This is a genomic window from Microbacterium sp. PAMC21962 (genome assembly GCF_019443465.1).
Taxonomy (GTDB): domain Bacteria; phylum Actinomycetota; class Actinomycetes; order Actinomycetales; family Microbacteriaceae; genus Microbacterium; species Microbacterium hominis.
The window spans coordinates 1,934,799-1,955,722 of sequence record NZ_CP080381.1 but is presented as its reverse complement, the minus strand read 5'-3'; the positions used below and the strand labels follow the sequence as shown (position 1 = coordinate 1,955,722).

Annotated in this window: 17 protein-coding genes; 6 read left to right on the top strand and 11 right to left on the bottom strand. The window is 70.8% G+C overall.

Features of this window, described 5'->3' with window-relative positions:
- Positions 1-24: 24 nt before the first annotated feature.
- From KY498_RS09445 to KY498_RS09425, 5 genes are all read right to left on the bottom strand, one after another.
- Positions 25-1,539 (bottom strand): sulfatase, encoded by a 1,515-nt coding sequence (locus KY498_RS09445; RefSeq protein WP_191009531.1) that lies wholly within the window; start codon positions 1,537-1,539, stop codon positions 25-27.
- A complete protein-coding gene (locus KY498_RS09440) occupies positions 1,536-2,378 on the bottom strand; it encodes an ATP-binding cassette domain-containing protein (RefSeq protein WP_101305500.1) in 843 nt (280 codons plus the stop codon). The genes KY498_RS09445 and KY498_RS09440 overlap by 4 nt, the downstream gene beginning before the upstream one ends.
- Positions 2,375-4,243: a dipeptide/oligopeptide/nickel ABC transporter permease/ATP-binding protein gene (locus tag KY498_RS09435; protein ID WP_061782563.1), complete on the bottom strand. Its 1,869-nt coding sequence runs from the start codon at positions 4,241-4,243 to the stop codon at positions 2,375-2,377. The genes KY498_RS09440 and KY498_RS09435 overlap by 4 nt, the downstream gene beginning before the upstream one ends.
- Complete coding sequence (locus KY498_RS09430) at positions 4,240-5,181, bottom strand: ABC transporter permease (protein ID WP_219879367.1); 942 nt, start codon at positions 5,179-5,181, stop codon at positions 4,240-4,242. Before KY498_RS09430 ends, KY498_RS09435 begins: the two co-directional genes overlap by 4 nt.
- 64 nt (positions 5,182-5,245) lie before the next feature.
- A complete protein-coding gene (locus tag KY498_RS09425; RefSeq protein ID WP_060958966.1) occupies positions 5,246-6,781 on the bottom strand; it encodes an ABC transporter substrate-binding protein in 1,536 nt (511 codons plus the stop codon).
- 191 nt (positions 6,782-6,972) lie between these two features.
- On the opposite strand from KY498_RS09425, the gene KY498_RS09420 reads away from it, so the two are divergent.
- Positions 6,973-7,650, top strand: a complete 678-nt coding sequence (locus KY498_RS09420; protein ID WP_060959074.1) for a TetR/AcrR family transcriptional regulator — start codon at positions 6,973-6,975, stop codon at positions 7,648-7,650.
- Entirely contained in the window at positions 7,647-10,136 is a 2,490-nt protein-coding gene (locus KY498_RS09415) for a glycoside hydrolase family 2 TIM barrel-domain containing protein (protein WP_191009532.1), read from the top strand. Before KY498_RS09420 ends, KY498_RS09415 begins: the two co-directional genes overlap by 4 nt.
- Before the next feature lie 25 nt (positions 10,137-10,161).
- Here the strand turns inward: KY498_RS09415 and KY498_RS09410 are convergent, their stop codons facing one another.
- The 5 genes from KY498_RS09410 to KY498_RS09390 form a co-directional block, all read right to left on the bottom strand.
- Entirely contained in the window at positions 10,162-10,773 is a 612-nt protein-coding gene (locus KY498_RS09410; protein WP_191009533.1) for a GNAT family N-acetyltransferase, read from the bottom strand.
- An 86-nt stretch (positions 10,774-10,859) separates the two neighbouring features.
- Positions 10,860-12,317 (bottom strand): HNH endonuclease signature motif containing protein, encoded by a 1,458-nt coding sequence (locus KY498_RS09405; RefSeq protein ID WP_191009534.1) that lies wholly within the window; start codon positions 12,315-12,317, stop codon positions 10,860-10,862.
- Between the two features lie 148 nt (positions 12,318-12,465).
- Complete coding sequence (locus KY498_RS09400; protein ID WP_191009627.1) at positions 12,466-13,788, bottom strand: MFS transporter; 1,323 nt, start codon at positions 13,786-13,788, stop codon at positions 12,466-12,468.
- An 11-nt stretch (positions 13,789-13,799) separates the two neighbouring features.
- Complete coding sequence (locus KY498_RS09395) at positions 13,800-14,246, bottom strand: MarR family winged helix-turn-helix transcriptional regulator (protein WP_174524662.1); 447 nt, start codon at positions 14,244-14,246, stop codon at positions 13,800-13,802.
- 30 nt (positions 14,247-14,276) lie between these two features.
- Entirely contained in the window at positions 14,277-15,887 is a 1,611-nt protein-coding gene (locus KY498_RS09390; RefSeq protein ID WP_191009535.1) for an MFS transporter, read from the bottom strand.
- Between the two features lie 53 nt (positions 15,888-15,940).
- On the opposite strand from KY498_RS09390, the gene KY498_RS09385 reads away from it, so the two are divergent.
- Genes KY498_RS09385 through KY498_RS09370 form a run of 4 tightly spaced genes read left to right on the top strand, consistent with a single transcriptional unit; the run spans position 15,941 to position 20,257 of the window.
- Positions 15,941-16,822 carry an alpha/beta hydrolase gene (locus KY498_RS09385; RefSeq protein ID WP_101305507.1) on the top strand — a complete coding sequence of 294 codons (882 nt, stop codon included), beginning with the start codon at positions 15,941-15,943 and terminating at the stop codon, positions 16,820-16,822.
- A gap of 36 nt (positions 16,823-16,858) precedes the next feature.
- Positions 16,859-17,908 carry a biotin/lipoate A/B protein ligase family protein gene (locus KY498_RS09380; protein WP_101305508.1) on the top strand — a complete coding sequence of 350 codons (1,050 nt, stop codon included), beginning with the start codon at positions 16,859-16,861 and terminating at the stop codon, positions 17,906-17,908.
- Positions 17,887-18,780, top strand: a complete 894-nt coding sequence (locus KY498_RS09375) for a DNA-methyltransferase (protein ID WP_375140939.1) — start codon at positions 17,887-17,889, stop codon at positions 18,778-18,780. The genes KY498_RS09380 and KY498_RS09375 overlap by 22 nt, the downstream gene beginning before the upstream one ends.
- A 13-nt stretch (positions 18,781-18,793) precedes the next feature.
- On the top strand, positions 18,794-20,257 hold the full coding sequence (locus KY498_RS09370; RefSeq protein ID WP_191009536.1) for a carboxylesterase/lipase family protein: 1,464 nt from the start codon (positions 18,794-18,796) through the stop codon (positions 20,255-20,257).
- On the opposite strand, the gene KY498_RS09365 is transcribed toward KY498_RS09370, so the two are convergent.
- Positions 20,230-20,898, bottom strand: coding sequence for a TetR/AcrR family transcriptional regulator (locus tag KY498_RS09365; protein WP_191009537.1), 669 nt, complete (start codon positions 20,896-20,898; stop codon positions 20,230-20,232). The two genes, KY498_RS09370 and KY498_RS09365, sit on opposite strands and share 28 nt — an antisense overlap.
- Between the last annotated feature and the right edge of the window lie 26 nt (positions 20,899-20,924).

Below are 20,924 nucleotides of genomic sequence, written 5' to 3'. Positions count from 1 at the left end.
CGGGGGTGGGTGTGGTCGCGGTCATCAGGAGGATGCGCGGATCTGGCTGACGTACTGCTCGACGCGCGCCAGCAGCTCGTGGTCGTACGGCCCCCAGTCGGGTCGGGGAGTGTCGGGGCCGGCATAGGGCAGGTCTCGATAGTGGTCCTGGTACTCGCGAAGGGTCTGCTCGAGCTGGGCGCGCACCTCGACGTACGCGGGATCGTCGGCCACGTTGCGCAGCTCGGCTGGATCGGCGACGAGGTCGTACAGCTCCCATTCGGGCTCGAACTCGGCATCCGAGGCACCGGGCACGCCCATGCCCACCCCGTAGTAGTGGATGAGCTTGTGCGTCGCGGTACGGATGCCGTAGTGCGCGGGAGCGGCATGGATCGGGTCGTCGTGCTCCCAGTAGCGGTAGTACGCGGCCTCCGGCCAGTCCTCCACCTCTTCGCCGCGCAGCAGCGGGCGGAAGCTGCGGCCCTGCGAGGTGGGCAGGGCGGATGCCGCGTCGATCCCGCACACGTCCAGGAAGGTCGCGGCGAAATCGACGTTGGTGACGATGCCCGCGCAGCGGCTCGCGGCGGGGATCTCGGCCGGCCAGCGGATGAGCATCGGCATCTGCAGCGACTCGTCGAACATGAGTCGCTTGTCGAACCAGCCGTGATCGCCGAGGAAGAACCCCTGGTCGGAGGTGTAGACGACCATCGTGTTCTCGGCGAGGCCGCGCTCGGCGAGGTGGTCGAGCAGCCGGCCCACGTTGTCGTCGATGGACTGCACGCACTGCAGATAATCGCGCATGTAGATCTGGTACTTCCAGCGCATGCGCGCCTCGCGGTTCTCGGGGCCGCGCAGGTGCGCCGGCACCTCCTCCTTCAAGTCGTCCGCCCCCATGTCGTCGGCGATCGTCATACGCACGCCCTGCACGGCCTTGCTGCGCGTCGCGTGGTCGTCGAAGAACGTGTCGGGCTCGGGGATCGTGCCGTCCGTGTAGAGGTGGTGGTGCTTCTCGTCCGGAACCCACGGCCGGTGCGGCGCCTTGTGGTGGACCATCATGCAGAACGGTTCATCACCCCTCGTGGCGACCTCGTCGATCCAGTCGATCGCGAGGTCCGTGACGATGTCCGTCGCGTAGCCGGGGACCGGCCCGCTGCCGTTCTCGTCGATCATCTCCGGGTCGACGTAGTCGCCCTGTCCGGGGAAGATCTTCCACGCGTCGAACCCGCGCGGCAGCGCGTTGCCGTGCTCGCCGAGATGCCATTTGCCGAACATCGCGGTGCGGTATCCGGCGCCGTGGAGCACATCGATGAACGTCGGCACCCGGTAGTCCATCTCGGTCCAGATCGAGGAGACGCCGTTGATGTGGCTGTAGGTGCCGGTCAGGATCGTGGCCCGGGACGGGCTGCAGATGGAGTTCGTGCAATAGACGGCATCCATGCGCACACCCTCCTGTGCCAAACGGTCCAGGTGCGGCGTCGCGTTGACCTTGCTGCCGTAGGCGGAGATCGCGTGGGCGGCGTGGTCGTCCGACATCACGAAGACGATGTTCGGGCGACTCATCGTGCGGCGGCCTCGGCCGCGAGCACCGCTCGTCGGGCGAGGCGGCGCTCCTCCTGCTTGTCGGGATCGGGCACGGGGGCCGCCATGAACAGCCGCTGCGTGTAGGGATGCTGCGGCCGCGAGGTGACCTGGTCGCCGTCGCCGGCCTCGACGATCTCGCCCCGGTACATGACGGCCACGCGGTGGCTGACGTGACGGACGACGGCGAGGTCGTGGGTGACGAAGAGGTAGGCGACGCCCGTGCGCTCCTGGATCTCGATGAACAGGTCGAGCACGCGCGCCTGGGTCGACAGGTCCAGCGCCGACACGGGCTCGTCGCAGACGATGAGGCGAGGACTCAGCGCGAGGGCGCGGGCGATCGCGACGCGCTGGCGCTGGCCGCCCGAGAACTCACGCGGCAGGCGGCTGCGCGCATCGCCGGGCAGGCCCACCTGATCCAGCAGCTCCCGTACGCGGGTCTTGGCCTCCGCCGAGCCGACGCCGGCGACCGTGAGGGGCTCCGTCAGGATCTGCTCGATGGTCATCGACGGGTTCAGCGACGAGTATGGGTCCTGGAAGACGACCTGGATCTGCGAGCTCAGGGCGCGGCGCTCCCGTCGCCCCAGGTGCGAGATGTCCTGGCCGTCGAAGCGGATCGTCCCCGCCGTGACCGGCGCGAGCCCGAGCGCGGCGCGCCCCAGCGTCGTCTTGCCCGATCCGGACTCGCCGACCAAGCCCACCGTCTCGCCCGGCAGGATGTCGAGGGAGACGCCCTTCAACGCCCGGAACGGTTCGGCGCGGAAGCCCTTGCCGGGGTATTCGACGACGAGGTCGGTGACCTCCAGCAGCGGCGCGCTCATGCTCCGGCTCCGTTCGTGGTGGGGAGGAGGGGGCCGCGGGCGGGACCCTCGTCGAGGATCGCGTCCAGCAGCGTCTGCGTGTACGGGTGCCGCGCGTCGGTGAAGATCGCCCGCACGGGGCCCTGCTCGACGAAGCGGCCGTTCTGCATGACCGTCACGCGGTCGCAGAGGTCGGCGACGACGCCGAAGTTGTGCGTGACCAGCAGCATCGCCATGTTGCGCTCCGCCTGCAGGTCGCGCAGCAGATCGAGCACCTCGGCCTGCACCGTCACGTCGAGGGCCGTCGTCGGCTCGTCGGCGATGATCAGGTCGGGGTCGGTCGAGACGGCGCCGGCGATCAGCACGCGCTGGGCCATGCCGCCCGACACCTCGAACGGGTAGGCGTCGAAGGTGCGCTTGGGCTGCGGGATGCCGACGCGGGCGAGCAGATCGAGCGCGCGCTCGCGTGCCTCGGCCTTGGACAGGCCCAGGTTCTTGCGCAACGGCTCGACCAGCTGGCTGCCGATCGTGAACGACGGGTCGAGGTTGCTCATCGGCTCCTGGGGGATGTAGCCGATGCGCTTGCCGCGGATGCCGGAGTACACGCGCTCCGAGGCGTCGGCCAGCTCGGTGCCCTCGTAGAGGATCGAGCCGCCGGTGACGGTGCCGCCGCGCGGGAGCAGCCCCAGGACGGCGAACGCCGTCTGGGTCTTGCCCGATCCGGACTCGCCGATGAGGCCGTGGACCTCGCCGCGGCGGATGTCGAGGGACACGCCGTGCACCACCTCGATGTGCGAGCGGTCCGGCTGGTCGTAGCCGACCCGCAGGTCGCGCACCTGGAGCACCGTCGCGCTCGCCTTGCTGCGCGCGTCCTCGGGGTGCACGATCACGTCGGCGCCGTCGAGGACCGGCGGCTCGTCGGGGTCGACGAGGTCGCCGCCGCCGAGTCGCACCGACGTCGTCACCGCGGCGATCGAGCCGGTGGCGGTCGTGACGGCGCGGCGGCGCTTGCGGCGCACCGTCACGGTCCGCTCGAGCTCGTCGCGCATGACGTTGGCGAGCAGCGTCAGGGCGATGCAGGTCAGGGCGATGGCCAGCGACGGCCACAGCATGAGCGTGGGCTGCTTGTAGATGCTCTTGAAGCCGTCGTTGAGCATGGCGCCCCAGGTGGGCACCGACGAGTCGCCGAGGCCGAGGAACTCGAGGCCGGACTGGATCGCGATGGCGATGCCCGCGATGATCGCCGACTGGATGATGATCGGCGCGCGCACGACCGACAGCACGTGGCGGCCGATGATGCGGACGTCGCTGAGGCCGGAGACGCGCGCGGCATCCACGTAGAGCTCGGCGCGCACGGCCGTGACGGACGCGAACACCAGCCGGAAATAGGCGGGCGACAGCAGGACGCCGAAGATGAGCATCGACAGCCACACGGAGGGGCCCAGCGCGGCGCGCGCCGCGAGCAGGACGACCATCGCCGGAAGCGCCATGTTCAGCTCGGTGACCCAGGTGGCCACCGTGTTGAACCAGCCCTGGTAGTAGCCGGCGATCAAGCCGGCCACGACGCCGAGCAGGAGGGCGGTGATCAGCGCCACGAGCGCCGCGGCGATGCTGGTCTGCGTCGACAGCAGCAGACGCGAGAACACGTCGCGGCCGGCGCTGTCGGTGCCGAGCAGGTGAGCGCCGCCGGGCGGGGCGAGGATCGCGCGGATGTCGGCGTAGTTGGGGTCCTGCGGGGCGATGACGGGACCGATGATCGCGATCACGGCGACCAGGGCGAGGAACGCGAGGGAGACGAGGCCGAGCGGGCGGCGCACGAGCCGGCGCATCAGCGAGACGCGCACGGGCGCCACGGGCACGGCGGGGGGAACGTCGACAGCGGTCATGACAGACGCACCTTCGGGTTGAGAGCGGCCTGAACGAGATCGATCAGGAGGTTGACGACGACGACGATGATCGCGAAGACGATCACCAGGCCCATGACGGCGGGGATGTCGCCCTGCGTCGTGGCCTTGACGGTCAGCTGGCCCATGCCGGGGATCGCGAAGACCTGCTCGACGATGACGGCGCCGCCGAGCAGCCCGATGAACTGGACCGCGAGCACCGCGAGGGCGGGACCGCCGGCGTTGCGCAGCACGTGCTTGTAGACGACGGAGCCCGTCGACAGGCCGCGCGAGCGGAGCGTGCGGACGTAGTCGCGGGACATCGCGTCGATCACCGAGCCGCGCACCTGCTGGGCGACGGTGGCGATGGCGCCCAGCGAGAGGGCGATGATCGGCAGCGTCACGGACGCGATCCAGCCGCTGAACGATGTGGTGAGGGGGACGAACCCGGTCGCCTTGAACCAGTGCAGCTCGATCGCGAAGACGAGCACGAGGCCCAGGGCGATGAGGAAGCCGGGGATCGCGAAGCCGATGAGCGAGAGGAACTGGACGAGGCCGTCGATCCACCCGCCGCGGCGGGCGGCGAGCACGCCCAGGACGATCGAGAGGACCGCGGAGACGAGGGTGGCGCCGATCACGATCGAGAGCGTCACGCCGACGCGTCCCGACACGCTGACGCTGACGAGCTCGCCGCTGAACCAGCTGCGGCCCAGGTCGCCCGTGAGCGCCGAGGTCAGCCAGTCCCAGTACTGCACCAGGAGGGGCCGGTTCAGGCCGAGCTCCTCGGTCTTCTTGGCGACCGTCTCGGCCGTGGCGGTCTCGCCGAGGATGCAGCGGGCGATGTCACCGCCGGCCGCATAGAGCAGAACGTAGGCGAGGAAGGAGATGACGGCGACGAGGACGACGCCCGAGGCGATCCGCCTGAGGATGAAGGTGAGCATGGCTCTCTCCGGGTTCGAGCGGCGCTGCCCGCCTGCGGAGGCCGCAGGCGGGCAGCGCGGCGGATCAGTTCTTCGGCGAGAAGCTGAAGATCGACGGGTAGGCGTTCGTCGGCCAGAAGTCGACGGTCGTGTTCGCGTCGGTCGCGAAGGAGCCCTGCACGCGGAAGAACGGGGCGAACCATGCCTGGTCGACCAGGTACTTGTTCAGGTCCTTCAGCGCCTGGTCGGACTCCTCGGTGGAGCCGGTCTGGATCGTCGCGATGTACTCGTCGACCTTCGGGTCCTGGGACTTGAAGGGGTTGAAGGTCGCGCCGGGGGCGATCATGAAGTTGATCAGCTGCCAGTCGGGGTCCTGCTGCAGCGCCATCCAGGTCGCCGGGTACTTCGGCGTCAGCATGTCGGAGATGAAGTTGTTCGTCCCGGTGTCGGTGTACTGCACCGTGACGCCGATGTCCTGCAGCTGCTGCTTGATCAGGTCGAACGAAGTCTGGAAGGCGGCGACCGAGGGCATGCTGATCGTCAGCCCGTTCGCGTAGCCGGCCTCGGCGAGCAGCTTCTTGGCGCCCTCGGGGTCGTAGGCGTACGTCGAGTCCAGCGCGGCGTCGTACGCGACGGAAGAGGTGGGGAAGACCTGCTCGGTGACGGTGCCGTAGCCGCTCTGCAGCGACTGCAGGAGCGCCTCGCGGTCGAAGGCCATGTTGATGGCCTGGCGCACCTTGACATCGCCCAGCGCCGGGTTCATCGTGCCCGCGCGGTCGAACAGGAGCAGGCCCTGGAAGTCGAGCTCGTTGGACGCGATCGTCCAGCCCGAGCCCTCGACCTCGCTGATGGTCGTGTTGTCGGCGATCTTCGCGCCGTTGGCCTCGCCGGCCTTGATGGCGTTCAGGATGGCGGTGGTGTCGTCGATCACGTTGACGGTCAGGTTGTCGTACTTGACGGCATCCTTGTTCCAGTAGTCGGGGTTCGCCGTGTACACGTACGTCGTGCCCGTGACCGTGGCGGCCGTGTCGAGGATGTAGGGGCCCGATCCGACCGGCTTGGTGGCCACGTCCGCGTCGGTGAACGACGACGGGGCGGCGACGAGGCCCTGGGCGAGCGAGAGCGAGTTGAGCAGCGCCGGGTTCGGGGCGGTCAGCGTGATGGTCACCGTGTGGTCGTCGGTGGCGGCGTAGACGTTGCCCTTCATGGTTCCCGCCTGCGGCGACGTGCCGTCGCGGAAGCGCTCCAGGCTGGCGACGACGGCCTTCGCGTCGACGGGCGTGCCGTCGGTGAAGGTCGCGTCGGTGCGCAGCGTGAGCGTGAGGACCGTCTTGTCGTCGTTGTAGGACCACTCGGTGGCCAGGTTGGGCTGGAGCTGACCCTTCGAGTCCTGTCGGAGGAGGGTGTCGAACACCGCCTCGAAGTACTCGCTGCGGTTTCCCCATTCGGCGCCCGCGCCGATGTCGTAGCTCGTGGGGGCGGCGATCGTGATGAGGGTGAGGCGGTCTGCCCGCTCACTGCTCGACCCGCTGCCGCCGCCGGATTCCCCGCCACCGGCGCAGCCGGTGAGTGCGAGTGCAGCGACGACCGCGAGGGCTGCTGTGGCCTTCCAACGGAACATCCTTGGTCCCTTTCTCGGGTGGGCGATACCCCTGCGGACCGCCCTGTCGGGGGACGCTAGCAGCAAATCCGAAGGAGCACTAGGTTTTGAAGTCAAATATCTAACGACTACTAGGTTTTCGTTATGAAACCGTGCACACTGGTGCCGACGGCGCCGAACCGCGGCGACCGGGATGGGGCACGATGGTCACGATGACCGAGACGACGACACCGCGACGCGCACAGCGCGGCGAATACGCCAAGAGCGAGGTCACGCGCAACGCGATCCTCGATGCGGCGCTGGAGGTGTTCGCCCAGGGCGGCTACCGGGCGGGATCCCTCCGGGAGATCGCGCAGCGCGTCGGCATGAGCGAAGCCGGCCTGCTGCACCACTTCAAGAACAAGAGCACGCTCCTGCTCGCGGTGCTCGACCACCGCGACGAGCAGTCGCGCAAGGTCGTCGACTTCGACGACGAGGACGGGGTCGAGACGCTGCGCGCGCTCGTGCAGCTCGCCCGCTACAACGCCTCGATCCCCGGCGTCATCGAGCTCTTCTGCACCCTGTCGGCCGAGGCCACGTCGCCGACGCACCCCGCGCACGGCTACTTCCTGCGCCGCTACGAGTACGTCCGCTCCAGCATTGCGGCGGCCTTCCGGAAGATCGAGGCCGACGGACGTCTGATCGGCACCATCGATCCCTTCCGCGCCGCGGTGGCGACCACCGCGCTCATGGACGGCCTGCAGGTGCAGTGGCTGCTCGACCCGACGTCGACGGACATGGCCGAGGCGCTCGCGGAGTTCTTCCGCGGGTTCGTGCGCGGCTACGACCTCGACGCGCTGGAGCAGATCCTCGACGCGCGGATGGGTGCCGAGCCGGACGTCGCCCCGTGATCCGGCTGCCCTTCCACCAGGGGTGGACGGTCGCGCCCAAGCTCGCCGCGTTCGAAAGCCGGGAGGCGGCGACGGCGCCGGTGCCGGTCGCGATCCCGCACGATGCGCTGCGCGATCTTCCCCGCGGCGCCGACAACGACGGCGGTGTCCACACCGGCTACATCCCCGGCGGGGTGTTCGTCTACGCGCGCTCCTTCGAGGTGCCCGCCGCGTGGGAGCACAAGAGCGTCACGATCGAGTTCGAGGGCGTCTACCGCGACGCCGTCGTCTACGTCAACGGCGACTTCGCGGCCCATCAGCCCGACGGCTATGCGGCGTTCGCGGTGGCCGTCGACGCGTTCCTGCGGTTCGGTCGCACCAACACGATCACGGTGGAGGCGCGCGCCCACCGCGACAGTCGCTGGTACACGGGTGCCGGCATCTACCGGCCCGTCCACCTCGTGGTCGCCGACCCGGTGCATCTCAGCCTGGACGGCACGACGGTGACCACCCCCGACATCGATGCCGAGCGTGCGGTCGTCGAGGTCGCCACGCGCGTCGAGAACCTCACGCGTCACACCCGCACGCTCCGGCTGCGCTGGGAGATGGTCGATCCCCGCGGCGGCACGGTCGCCGCGACGCACGCGCCCGTCACGGTGCTGCCCGGGGCGTCGGCCGTCGCCCGGGCGCGCCTGATCGTCGAGCGCCCCGCGCTGTGGGGGCCCGACGATCCCGCCCTCCACGAGGTGCGGGTGACGCTCGCCGACGAGGCCGCGGGGGAGGAGGTGGAGGGCGGCGGTGCGGTGCTCGACGAGGATGCCGTCCGCTTCGGCATCCGGCGCCTGCAGCTCGACCCGCAGCACGGTCTGCGCATCAACGGCGTCGTGGTGGATCTCCGCGGCGCGTGCGTCCACCACGACAACGGCGCGCTCGGGGCGATCACGCACCCCGACGCCGAGGACCGGCGCGTGCGGCTGTTGAAGGATGCCGGGTTCAACGCGATCCGCAGCGCGCACAACCCCGCCTCCCGGGCGCTGCTGGACGCCTGCGACCGACACGGCATGCTCGTGATGGACGAGCTGAGCGATGTCTGGACGCGCGCCAAGACGGGCTTCGACGCGTCGGTGGGCTTCGACGGCCGGTGGTCCGCGTCGGTCGCCGCGCTCGTCGCGAAGGACCGCAACCGTCCGAGCGTCATCCTGTACTCGATCGGCAACGAGATCCTCGAGCTGGCGACGCCGCACGGCGCGACGTGGAGCCGGCGCATCGCCGAGGAGTTCCGCCGGCTCGACCCGACCCGCTACGTCACCAACGGCATCAACGGCGTGATCGCGAACATGGAGCGGCTGCCGGAGATCCTCGGCGAGATCGCCGCGACCGACCCGAACACGATGATGGCCGGACTCGGCGCGCAGATGGCCGCCGCGAACGCGTCGGAGCTGATCACCCGCTCCACGGAGGAGTCGGCCGCCGTGCTCGACGTCGTCGGCTTCAACTACGGCGATGCCCGCTACGAGCTCGACGCGGAGCTGTTCCCCGACCGCATCATCGTCGGCTCGGAGACCTTCCCCGACCGCATCGCGCACCTGTGGGAGCAGGTGCGCCGGCTGCCGCACGTCATCGGCGACTTCACCTGGACCGGGTGGGACTACGTCGGCGAGGCCGGCATCGGTCGGGTCGAGTACACCGACGTCGACGGGTACCGCTCGACCGGCACGGCCGGGCCGTACCCGTATCTGCTCGCGCAGTGCGGCGACATCGATCTGACGGGGCGGCGCACCCCGGCATCCTTCTACCGGGAGATCGCGTTCGGGTTGCGCCGCGCGCCGGCGATCGCCGTGCACCGGCCCGCGCACCACGGCCGGCCGGTGGAGAAGACGCCCTGGTCGTGGGACGACGTCGTGTCGTCGTGGTCGTGGGCCGTCGAGGCGGGTGCGCCGGTGACGGTCGACGTGTACGCGGATGCCGAGGAGGTCGAGCTGCGTCTGGTCGACGCGGACGGCGACCGCCTGATCGGCCGGGCGCCGGTGGGCGACCCGCGGCCGCTCATCGCGCGGTTCGAGACGCACTACCGCCCGGGGCGGCTGGTGGCGATCGCGTGGCGTGGCGGGGTGGAGGTGGGTCGCACCGACCTGGTCACCGCGGGCGCGCTCGCGCTGCGCGTTCGTGCCGAACAGGATGCCGTGGACGCCGACGGCGGCCTCGCCCATCTCGTGATCGAGCTCGCGGATGCCGCTGAAGCCAGTGCCGATACCGGTACGGACGGCGCCGTGGTGTGCGACCGCGACACGGAGGTGACGGTTCAGGTGACCGGCGCGGGCGAGTTGGCGGCGCTCGGGTCGAGCCGTGCGCAGACGACGGAGTCGTTCGCCGGTCCGTCGCGTCGCACGCACGACGGACGCGCGCTCGCCGTGGTGCGCGCCGCGGGTGAGGGAGAGATCACGGTCACCGTGTCGGCGGAGGGATACGCCCCCGTCGTGCGGCGACTGGTCGCGCAGTCGCGGTAGGGCGTGTCGCCGGAACCTGCCTGTGCTAGCGCGATCTCTCGGTGGAGCGGAGGGCATTGAGGCGCTCCTGAAGGCCGTACTTCACGGTCGGCCATTCCCCGTCGATGATCGAGTACACGACCGTGTCGCGGATGGTCCCGTTCTCGAAGACCGTGTGGTTACGCAACACGCCGTCTTGCTTTGCGCCCAGCTTCTCGATGGCCGTGCGGGATTGCCGGTTGTGCCAGTGCGCGCGGAACTCGACCGCCCCGCAGCCCAGATCGTCGAACGCGCGACTCAGCAGCAACAGTTTGGCGGCGGGGTTGATCCCTGTTCCTTGCGCATTCCTGCCCAGCCACGTGCCTCCGATCTCCAGGCGTCGATTCGTCGGCTCGATGTTCAGGTACGACGTCATGCCGACGGCACGGTCGGAGGCGGCATCGATCACAGCCCACGGAACCATCGAGCCCTCGGCGTGCGCGGCGAGACGTTTCTCGATGGTCCCCGACATCTCGTCCGGCGAGGGGATGTGGGTGTACCAGGCTTCCCACATATTGCCCACTCGAACGGCGTCGACCAGGTCGGCGCGATGCGCCGCGCTGAGCGGTTCCAGACGCACGAACTCATTGCCGAGAACTGGAGCGGCGAGGAAGTCCATTTCCCCATCGTATGGTTCCCGCTCACCTCGACATCGAGCCCCACCATCCTCGAGCAACACGCCCGAGGCGCCCGCGACGCGCGGCGTCAGAAGGGTGGTGGCTCGGCCGGTGTGGCGGTGGTGGGGACGAATCGGACGCGGCTGGGTGGGTGGTCTTCGTAGTGGCGTCCGGTGGGTGAAGTCCATTGGAGGGTGCCGTGGCCGAGGTGTCGGACCTGCCAGGCGGTGTGGTGTTTGACGGTGTGGTGGCGGCGGCAGAGGTGGGCGAGGTTGTCGGGTGCTGTGGGGCCGCCTTCTGCGGCTGCGGTGGTGTGGTCGTGGTCGCACCGGTGGGCGGGGCGGGTGCAGCCGGGGGTGCGGCAGCGTTCATCCCGTGCAGCCAGGTAGCGGCGGATTTCCGCACTGGGTCGGTAGCGGTCGACGGCGACGGGGATGCCCGTGGCCGGGTCGGTGAACACCCGATCCCACCCGGGGGCCAGGGCGGCCAGGCGTCGGGCAAGCCCCGGGTCGATGGGCCCGTACCCGGTGAGCAGGGCCGGGCCTCCGTCGGGGTCACCGGCGAGGGTGAGGGCAGGGACCGTCACCTGGATCTGCGCCGTCACCGCTTCCACTCCGGCACCGGTGGCGCGGGTGGAGGCAGTGGCGGTCAGGAGCAGGTCGGTGAGGATGTCCGCGCGCACCTGCGCCAGAGTGCGGGAGTCCTTCACGATCGGCGTGGTCGTGCAGGTCGCGTCGGTGGCGCGGACGGAGCTGGTGATGAGTGTCTCGCCACGGCGGGTGTCGCTCGTGCCCCCGGCGACGCGCGTGTTCACATCGATATCGACGCCAGTGATGGCATCGGACTCAGTGTCCTCGTCGGGCTGGTCGAGGATCGCCCGGCCCCGGGCGGTCAGGGTGTCGTGGATCGCGTGGGCGAGCGGCGCGGGAAGATCCGCGATCAACCGGGCCATCCCATCGTCGAGAGGGAACAACCGGACGGAGCGTTCTTCATACGCGCGCTGCGCGGCCTCGGTGAACGCGGCCGGGTCGATGGTCGCTGCGATCGCCTTCGCCGCCGCGCTCATCCGCGCAGGCGACTCCGACCGGGCTGCCTCCAGGGCGAGGGTCTCGTACCGTGACCGGTCTTCCTCGGTCGTCAACATCGTGCCGGTGCGGCTGATCGCCCACGCATGAGCGGCATCGATCTCCCCGCCCGCCCACACCTCAAACGTCCGCGGGAACAGGGTCGTCAACAGGTACGCCTCCGACATCCGCCGTTGCACACCCCGATCCGACACCCGGAGCGCCATCGCGAGTTCCAACGCGACTTCCCGCACCGGCAGATCCGCGTCCGACGACTTCACCGACCGCCCCTGTTGCTGCGCCTCCTGCCTCAGCACCGCGGCACGTTCCGCGACCACATCCACTGCCGCGGCCAGCAACCTCGCCTCCGCGGCCTGCGCCTGAGCCGCCCGACGCCGCGCATCCACCACACCGGCCACCAGCGCATCCAACCCGGGCCAGGTCGTATCACCCTCACGGGTACTCGTCAGCGCGTGCATCATCACCCCTGACCCGGCCACAACCGGAGGGCAGGACCCGCAACAGAAGGTGGGCACGCGCGGGGTTTCTTCACCCCACTATAGAACAAACATTCGAAACACGCAAGAGCGACATCGATGCCGGACCCCGTGGGCTCGCGGCATCCGCCGCTTACCGCCGCGTCGGGTCGGGCAGCGAGATCGGCGTCGTCCCGGCAACCTCGTCGCTGAACTCCTCGGGCGCCACGACGGTCAGCGGTCGCGTCTCGTCGAGGGAGAGGGCGAAACGGCGCGACTCGTGGCGGTGCAGCCGGCCCGACCAGAGGAGCCAGCCGAACCCGATCGCGAAGGCGACCAGTGCCGCCGCGGCGCCGAGGAGGATGGCGGCGCGGGCGCCGTACTCCGCGGCGACCCAGCCGACGATCGGGGCGCCGATGGGCGTCCCGCCCATGAGGATCGCCATGTAGAGCGCCAGCACGCGGCCGCGCAGGGCCGGATCGGTCGTCGTCTGGACGTAGCCGTTGGCGGTGGTGAGCGTCGTGACGACGGCGAACCCGGTGAACATCAGCGTGAGGGCGTACAGCCAGTAGTCGGGCATGAACGCCGACACGGTGCCCGCGACCGCGAACATCCCCGTGCCGACGATCACGAGGCGCATGCGCGCGCGATCGCGGCGCGCGGCCAGCAGGGCCCCGGCGAGCGAGCCGATGGCGAGGATCGAGCTGAGCAGGCCGTAGCCGTCGGCGTCACGACCGAACTCGAGCGCCATCGTCGAGGCGAAGATCGGGAAGTTCATGCCGAAGGCGCCGAGCAGGAACACCATGATGAACGTGACGACCAGGTCGGGGCGCCCGCCGACGTAGCGGAACCCGTCGGCCAGGCGCGACGCGCCCGGCGCCGTGATCCGCGGCACCAGCTCCTCGGAGCGGATGAGGCGCAGGGCCACGATCATCGCGAGGAAGGTGACGGCGTTCACGAGGAACACCCAGCCGGTGCCGACCGCGACGATCACGATGCCGGCGACGGCCGGCCCGATCATGCGGGCGCCGTTGAAGGATGCCGCATTCAGCGCGACCGCGTTCGATGCGTTCTCGCGGTCGACCAGATCGGAGACGAACGCCTGCCGCGCCGGGTTGTCGAACGCGGCGACCAGTCCGAGCGCGAAGGCGAACACGTACATGAGCGGGAGCGTCATGACGCCGCTGAGGACCAGGATGCCGATGGTCGCGCCCAGCACCAGGAGCGATCCCTGCGTCACCATCAGCAGGCGGCGCCGCTCGAAGCGGTCCGCGACCCAGCCGGTGACGCTCACGAGCAGCAGCGGCGGGGCGAACTGCAGCGCCATCGTGACGCCCATGGCGCCCGCGTCGTTGTGCGTCAGCTGGGTGAGAACGACCCAGCTGAGCGCCGTGGCCTGCATCCATGCGCCGATGTTGGAGACGAGGGCGCCGATGAACCAGACGCGGTAGTTGAAGACGGAGAAGGAGCGGAACATCGCGGAGGAGCTCATCGCGCGGCCACCTCGCGCATCAGCTCGGCCGCGGCGCTCAGGAGGTCGCGCTGCTCGTCGGTGAGCTCGGACAGGGCCTGCTCGAGCCACGAGTCGCGGCGGCGCACCGTCTCGTCCACGACCGCGCGGCCGGCGTCGGTGAGCGCGATGTTCACCTTGCGGCGATCGTCCGCGTCGGCGGTGCGGGTGAGGTAGCCCGACTCCTCCAGCCCGTTCACGGTGCGGTTCATCGACGGCGCCGAGACCCGTTCCCGGTCGGCGAGCTCGCCGAGGGTGTGCTGGCCGTGCACCGACAGGGCCGCGAGCACGGCGAACTGGCCGTCGCTCATCGTGTCGACCGCGCGCTGCGAGCGCAGACGTCGCGCGAGGCGGAAGGTCGCCATCCGCAGATCGGAGGCGGCGGTGGACAGTTCGGGTGCGGCGGGGGTGGTATCGGTGCTCATTCCGATATTTAGCATAGCTCATTAGTCATGCTAAATATCCTTGTCCTCCGTCTCCTCGTCGCGGCGCCCCTCGCGTCCGAGGGGGATCGTCGCGAGCAGCCCGATCACGAGGAAGCCGGCGGCGGTGAAGGCCGACAAGCGCGTGGCATCGGAGAACGCCGCCTTCGCGTCCTGCGCGATCGGAGCCGTCTCGGGGTTCGCGGCGAGGCCCGCGATCGCCCCGCCGGAGCTGTCGACGACGGCGGACACGATCTGATCCCGCTCCTGCGCGGGCAGCCCGCGCGCGTCGAGCGCGGAGGAGAGGATGCCGGCGGTGCCGGAGAACAGCACGGTTCCCAGGATCGCGATGCCGAGCGCCGACCCGACCTGCCGGGCCGTGGACTGCGTGCCCGATCCCTGGCCCGACAGCTCCACGGGCACGTCCTGGAGGATGACGCCCGTGAGCTGCGCGGTCGCCAGGCCGACGCCGAAGCCGTAGACGAACAGGGCCGGCAGCAGCCAGAGCCACGCCGTCTGCGTCCCGGCATCCCAGCCCACGACGAGCCCGGCCGCGGCGACGCCCACGATCTCGGCGACGAGGCCCGCACGCACGATCAGCACCGGGCTGATGCGGCCGCTGGACGCCCCGGCGAACCCGCTCGCGACGAACGAGCCGGCCGCCAGGGCGATGAGGATCAGTCCGGTCTGGAGGGCGTCGAAGCCCAGGACGAACTGCAGCCAGAGCGGCAGCGACAGGATGATGCCGAACTCGCCGAGGGCGACGACCAGCGCCGCGATGTTGCCGCTGCGGAACGTCGCGATCGAGAACAGGCGCGGATCGAGCAGCGTCGGCCGGCCGCGTCGCGCCTGACGTCGCGACCACGTCACGAACGCGACGGCGGCGAGCGCGGCCAGGAGGAAGGCGAGGGGCACGGGGGACAGGGGGAGGGGCCAGCTCCAGCCGCCGACCGTGAAGGCGTCGTTCACCTCCCACCAGCCGAGGGTGCGCCCCTCGATGAGCCCGAAGACCAAGGCGCCGAACAGGACGACGGACAGCACGGCGCCGACGGCGTCGAGGGACGGCGCGTTCGCGGCGCGCGACTCCGCGACCGCCCACAGGACGCCGATCGCGATGACGATCCCGAGCGGGATGTTGATGCCGAAGGCCCATCGCCACGAGAACGAGGTGGTGAGCCAGCCGCCGAGCAGCGGGCCCACCGCCGCCATCCCGCCGATCGTCGACCCCCACACCGCGAACGCGATGCCGCGCTCGCGGCCATGGAAGGTCGCGTTCAGCAGCGACAGGGTGCTCGGCAGCATCATCGCCCCACCCACGCCCTGCACGAGCCGGGAGAGGATGAGCAGGTCGCCCGTCGGGGAGAGCGCCGCCGCGACCGACGAGCCCGCGAACAGCACGACGCCGATCAGCAGCAGCCGGCGCCGGCCGATGCGGTCGGCCAGCGACCCGAACAGCAGCAGCAGGGAGGCGAAGACGAGGGTGTAGGCCTCCTGCACCCACTGCACCTGTGTCGACGAGATGTCCAGATCGGTGACGATGGCGGGGATCGCGACGTTGACGATCGTCGAATCCACGATGATGAGCGCGACGGCGAGGCTGATGAAGACCAGACCGAACCACCGACGAGACGTGACGTCCTTCATGAATGGCTAGCTTATCTAGCTATCTGGCGAATCCCAACCCCTAGACTCGCACCATGGCAGCGGCGCGGCGCGAAGAACGCTCGTTCACCGATTCCCACGGCATCCGCATCGTCTTCGATGTCTACGTGCCGGGGCCCGACGATCCCGTCGCCCGCGGCGTGGTGCAGCTGCTGCACGGCGTCGGGGAGCACGCCGGACGCTACGCGCACGTCGCGGCGGCCCTGACCGCGGCGGGCTACATCGTCTACGCCGACGACCACCGCGGACACGGCCGCACCGGCATGGCGCAGCACGACGGCGACGCCCGCCGGCTCGGCCGGCTCGGACCCGGCGGCCTGCGCGCCGCGGAGGCCGCGTGCGCTCAGCTCACCGGCATCATCCGCGACGAGAACCCCGACCTGCCGCTCATCCTGATCGGCCATTCCTGGGGGTCCTTCCTCGCCCAGATGCTGCTGAACCACCACCCCGAGGCCTACGACGCCGTCGTGCTCACCGGTTCGGCGCTGCGCTGGCCGGGATCGCTCAACTCGGGTGACCTCAACGCGCCGTGGAAGGCTCCGGATGCCCTGGGCTCCGAGTGGCTGTCCTCCGACCTGGCCGTCGGCCGTGCCTTCCTGGACGACCCGCTGACCACGTCGGAGCCGCTGGCCAGGCTCTTCGGCCCGATCGACACCCTGCGGCTCATCGGCAAGCCGGCGAAGAACCTGCCGCGCGACGTCCCCGTGCTGCTCATGGTCGGCCGCGACGACACCGTCGGCGGACCCCGCAGCATCCACCGCCTCGCCGACGCCTACCGCACCCGCTCGGGGCTCACCGACGTCACGACGCTGATCTACCCGGACGTGCGGCACGAGGTCTTCAACGACGTCACCCGCGAGGACGTCATCGCCGATCTGCGGGCCTGGCTCGACCGGCGCTTCCCCGCGCGCGGCTGAGGACACCGTCGGGCGCGGACCTCGTACGCTGGAGACATGCACGGGGAATACAAGGTTCCGGGCGGCAAGCTCGTCGTCGTCGATCTCGAGGTCGACAACGGGCGCATCGCCGACTTCCATCTCGCCGGAGACTTCTTCCTCGAGCCCGACGACGCCCTCGCCGACATCGATGCGGCCGTCACGGGCCTTGCTGTCGAGACGGATGCCGCGGGCATCGCCGCCGCCGTCCGCGGGGCCCTGCCCGAGGGGGCGCAGCTGCTGGGGTTCACCCCGGAGGCGGTCGGCACCGCCGTGCGGCGCGCGCTCGTGACGGCGCCCGGCTGGCGCGACTTCCGGTGGGAGGTCGTGCACGAGAAGGCCGTCTCGCCGGCGATGAACCTCGCCCTCGACGAGGTGCTCACCACCCGGGTCGGCGACGGCCGCCGCACCCCGACGCTGCGCATCTGGGAGTGGGACCAGTCCGCGGTCGTCATCGGGTCGTTCCAGTCGTACCGCAACGAGGTCGACCCGGAGGGCGCCGCCCGCCACGGCTTCGACGTCGTCCGGCGCATCTCGGGCGGCGGCGCGATGCTCATGGCGGCGGGCTCGATCGTGACCTACTCGCTCTACGTCCCGGCATCCCTGGTCGCGGGTCTGACTTTCGCCGACTCGTACGCCTTCCTCGACGACTGGGTGCTGCAGGCGCTGCGCTCGCTCGGCATCGACGCGACCTACCAGCCGCTCAACGACATCGCCTCGCCCTCGGGCAAGATCGGCGGCGCCGCGCAGAAGCGGCTCGCCAACGGCGGCGTGCTGCACCATGCGACGCTGTCGTACGACATGGACGGTCAGGTCATGACCGAGGTGCTGCGCATCGGCCGCGAGAAGCTGAGCGACAAGGGCACGGTGTCGGCGGCGAAGCGCGTCGATCCCCTCCGCAGCCAGACCGGCCTTCCGCGTGAGGCGATCATCGAACGGTTCGTGCAGACCTTCTCCACGCTCTACGGAGCCGAGCCCGGACGTATCACCGAAGAGGAATACGCCGAGGCGGAGGCGCTGGTCGCCGAGAAGTTCTCGACCGACGCGTGGCTGCAGCGGGTGCCGTGACGGCCGCCGAGCCGGGCACGGTCGAGATCCAGCCGGGCACGGTCGAGATCCATCGGGGCGACAACCTGGCGCTCGCGCGGGCGCTGCCGGATGCCGCCTTCACCCTGATCTACCTCGATCCGCCGTTCAACACCGGGCGGCGCCAGGGCAAGGCCATCGAGTCCGCCGACCGCGACGGCCTCCGCGGGGAGGTCAAGGCGGGCTTCCGGGGCACCAGCTACGCGCGCCTGCGCGGCGACCTGCGCCGCTACGACGACCGCTTCGACGACTACTGGGACTTCCTCGAGCCGCGCCTGCGGGAAGCCTGGCGGCTGCTGGCCGACGACGGCACCCTGTACCTGCACCTCGACTACCGCGAGGCCCACTACGCGAAGGTGCTGCTGGACGCCCTCTTCGGGCGGGAGTGCTTCCTCAACGAGCTGATCTGGGCGTACGACTACGGGGCCAAGAGCCGGCGGCGCTGGCCGACGAAGCACGACACGATCCTCGTCTACGTCAAGGACCCGAAGTCCTACGTCTTCGACGCGGAGGCGGTCGACCGCGAGCCCTACATGGCCCCCGGACTGGTCACACCCGAGAAGGCCGCGCGCGGCAAGCTGCCGACCGACGTGTGGTGGCACACGATCGTCCCGACGAGCGGGCGCGAGAAGACCGGCTACCCGACGCAGAAGCCGGAGGGCATCCTGCGGCGCATCGTGCAGGCGTCCAGCCGTCCCGGCGACCGCGTCCTCGACCTGTTCGCCGGCAGCGGCACGACCGGCGCGGTGTGCGCCGCGCTCGGACGTCACGCCGTGCTCGTCGACGACAATCCGGAGGCGATCGCCGTCATGCGCCGCCGCATCCCCGGGGCGTCCGTGATCGGCGACGACTGAGGGCGGGCGTGCCATGATCGGTGGCGTGCACGACGATCCCGAGACCACCCTGTCCGCCGGACGCGTTCGCGGACGCTGGCGGGTCGACGCCGACGGGACGCGGTCGGCCGCCTTCCTCGGCATCCCCTTCGCCGAGCCGCCCGTCGGCGACCTGCGCTTCGCGGCGCCGGTGCGCGCCGCGGCGTGGGGCGGGGTGCGCGACGCGGGCGTCTTCGGCGCCACCGCGCAGCGCGGCGACCCGGGCATCACGCTGATCCCCGAGCCGAGCATCCCCGGATCGTCGACGCTGAACGTCAACGTCTTCACCCCCGATCCCGGCGCGGCCGGGCTCCCCGTGCTGGTGTGGATCCACGGCGGCGGGTTCTTCTCCGGATCGCCGGCCAGCCCCTGGTACGACGGACGCCGCTTCACGCGCGACGGCGTCGTCACGGTCACGATCTCGTACCGCCTCGGGGTCGACGGCTTCGGTGCGATCGCGGGTGCCCCCTCCAACCGCGGCGTGCGCGACTGGCTGGCCGCTCTGGAGTGGGTCCAGGAGAACGTCGCCGCGTTCGGGGGAGATCCCGCGCGGGTCACGATCGCGGGGCAGTCGGCCGGCGGCGGTGCGGTGCTGACCCTTCTCGGGATGCCGGCGGCGCAGCACCTGTTCCATCGGGCGTGGTCGATGTCGGCGGCGCTCGGCGACGTCGCCCCGGAGCGTGCGCGGGCGTTGACCGCCGGGATCGCGCGCGCGGCGGGCGTGACGGCCGATCGCGACGGTCTCGCGTCGATCGACGAGGAGCGCCTCCTGGCCCTGCAGAAGCAGGCGACGGCGATCGATCCCCGGGCCGTCGGTGCGCTGCTGAGCGACGGGCTCGCGCTCGGTCCCGAGATCGACGGCGACCTGCTGACCCGGCCCACCGGCGAGGCGCTGGCCGCCGGGGTCGGCGCCGACAAGCCGCTCGTGCTCGGCACGACCGACGACGAGTTCACGATGGCGCTGGCGGGTGCCGCGCGCACGCTCCGCTGGGTGCCGCGGGCCATCGTGCTCGGCCGGCTGGGCCTCGGTCGTGAGCGGCGGCGCGCGTACCTGGCGGCCAACGCCGACGTGGCCGCCCGCGGCACCGCGCGGATCGCGGGCCGCTACGTGACCGACCGGATGTTCCGGCTGCGCAACGTCGAGCTCGCCGACCGGCGGGGCGCGGCGCCGACGTGGATGTACCGGTTCTCGTGGCCCTCGGGCGCCTTCGGCTTCGCCGAGCACTGCCTCGACGTGCCGTTCTTCTTCGACTGCCTCGACGCCGAGCAGGTCGAGCCCCTGGCCGGCCCCCACCCGCCGCAGGGGCTCGCGGATGCCGTGCACGCCGATGCCGTGGGGTTCGTGGCGGGCGGCGAGCCGGCGTGGGCGCGCTGGGGGAGCGACGGCACCGCCCGCGTGTACGACGTGCCGGTCGCCGACCGCGCCGGCGCCTACGCGTCGCTCGCGCCGCTGCGCTGACCGCGCCCGCCGTCGTCGATGTCGCCGTCGATGCCGTCCGGCGGTGACAGCAGCGTGAACAGGGCCTCGATGGGAACGCTCATGTCGACCTCCCGATCGACGAGCCACTGCAGCTGCATGCCGTCGGCCAGCGCCTGCACCATGCGGGCCAGCGTCTCGGCGTCGACGCGGTCGCTGACACGGCCGTCGGCCTGACCGGCCCGCACGGCGTCGCCGAGGACCTCGCGCAGCGCGGCGCTGCGCTGGAGGAAGAACCCGTGGGCGGGATGCCCGGCGTCGGTGGCGTCGACGGCGAGGCGCGAGAACAGCTGCACGAGACCCGGCACGTCCCTGTTGTGGCGCACGAGCGCGAGGAACTCGTCGCGCATCTCGTCCAGCGGGGCGGGACCGGACGCGGGGCGCCAGGAGAGGGCGTCGGCCTCGTCGCGCTTGCGGAGGATCTCGGTGAAGAGCTCCTCCTTCGAGTCGAAGTAGTGCAGCAGCCCCGCCTGGCTCAGTCCCACGGCGTCGGCGATCGCCTTCACCGACGCGCCGCCGTAGCCCTCCCGCGCGATGACCTCCAGGGCACTGCTGAGGATCTCCTCGCGCTTGGCGAGGCCCTTGGCGTAGGAGCCCCGTCGTTCGGGGCGCTGCGGCGACATGGCGTCCAGTAAACACCACCTTGACC

What these genes read in the sequence shown, in the direction of transcription:
- KY498_RS09445 (WP_191009531.1), bottom strand. Translation starts at nt 1,539, where the DNA reads ATGAGTCGCCCGAACATCGTCTTCGTGATGTCGGACGACCACGCCGCC.
- KY498_RS09440 (WP_101305500.1), bottom strand. Translation starts at nt 2,378, where the DNA reads ATGAGCGCGCCGCTGCTGGAGGTCACCGACCTCGTCGTCGAATACCCC.
- KY498_RS09435 (WP_061782563.1), bottom strand. Translation starts at nt 4,243, where the DNA reads ATGACCGCTGTCGACGTTCCCCCCGCCGTGCCCGTGGCGCCCGTGCGC.
- KY498_RS09430 (WP_219879367.1), bottom strand. Translation starts at nt 5,181, where the DNA reads ATGCTCACCTTCATCCTCAGGCGGATCGCCTCGGGCGTCGTCCTCGTC.
- KY498_RS09425 (WP_060958966.1), bottom strand. Translation starts at nt 6,781, where the DNA reads ATGTTCCGTTGGAAGGCCACAGCAGCCCTCGCGGTCGTCGCTGCACTC.
- KY498_RS09420 (WP_060959074.1), top strand. Translation starts at nt 6,973, where the DNA reads ATGACCGAGACGACGACACCGCGACGCGCACAGCGCGGCGAATACGCC.
- KY498_RS09410 (WP_191009533.1), bottom strand. Translation starts at nt 10,773, where the DNA reads ATGGACTTCCTCGCCGCTCCAGTTCTCGGCAATGAGTTCGTGCGTCTG.
- KY498_RS09405 (WP_191009534.1), bottom strand. Translation starts at nt 12,317, where the DNA reads ATGATGCACGCGCTGACGAGTACCCGTGAGGGTGATACGACCTGGCCC.
- KY498_RS09400 (WP_191009627.1), bottom strand. Translation starts at nt 13,788, where the DNA reads ATGTTCCGCTCCTTCTCCGTCTTCAACTACCGCGTCTGGTTCATCGGC.
- KY498_RS09395 (WP_174524662.1), bottom strand. Translation starts at nt 14,246, where the DNA reads ATGAGCACCGATACCACCCCCGCCGCACCCGAACTGTCCACCGCCGCC.
- KY498_RS09390 (WP_191009535.1), bottom strand. Translation starts at nt 15,887, where the DNA reads ATGAAGGACGTCACGTCTCGTCGGTGGTTCGGTCTGGTCTTCATCAGC.
- KY498_RS09385 (WP_101305507.1), top strand. Translation starts at nt 15,941, where the DNA reads ATGGCAGCGGCGCGGCGCGAAGAACGCTCGTTCACCGATTCCCACGGC.
- KY498_RS09380 (WP_101305508.1), top strand. Translation starts at nt 16,859, where the DNA reads ATGCACGGGGAATACAAGGTTCCGGGCGGCAAGCTCGTCGTCGTCGAT.
- KY498_RS09370 (WP_191009536.1), top strand. Translation starts at nt 18,794, where the DNA reads ATGATCGGTGGCGTGCACGACGATCCCGAGACCACCCTGTCCGCCGGA.
- KY498_RS09365 (WP_191009537.1), bottom strand. Translation starts at nt 20,898, where the DNA reads ATGTCGCCGCAGCGCCCCGAACGACGGGGCTCCTACGCCAAGGGCCTC.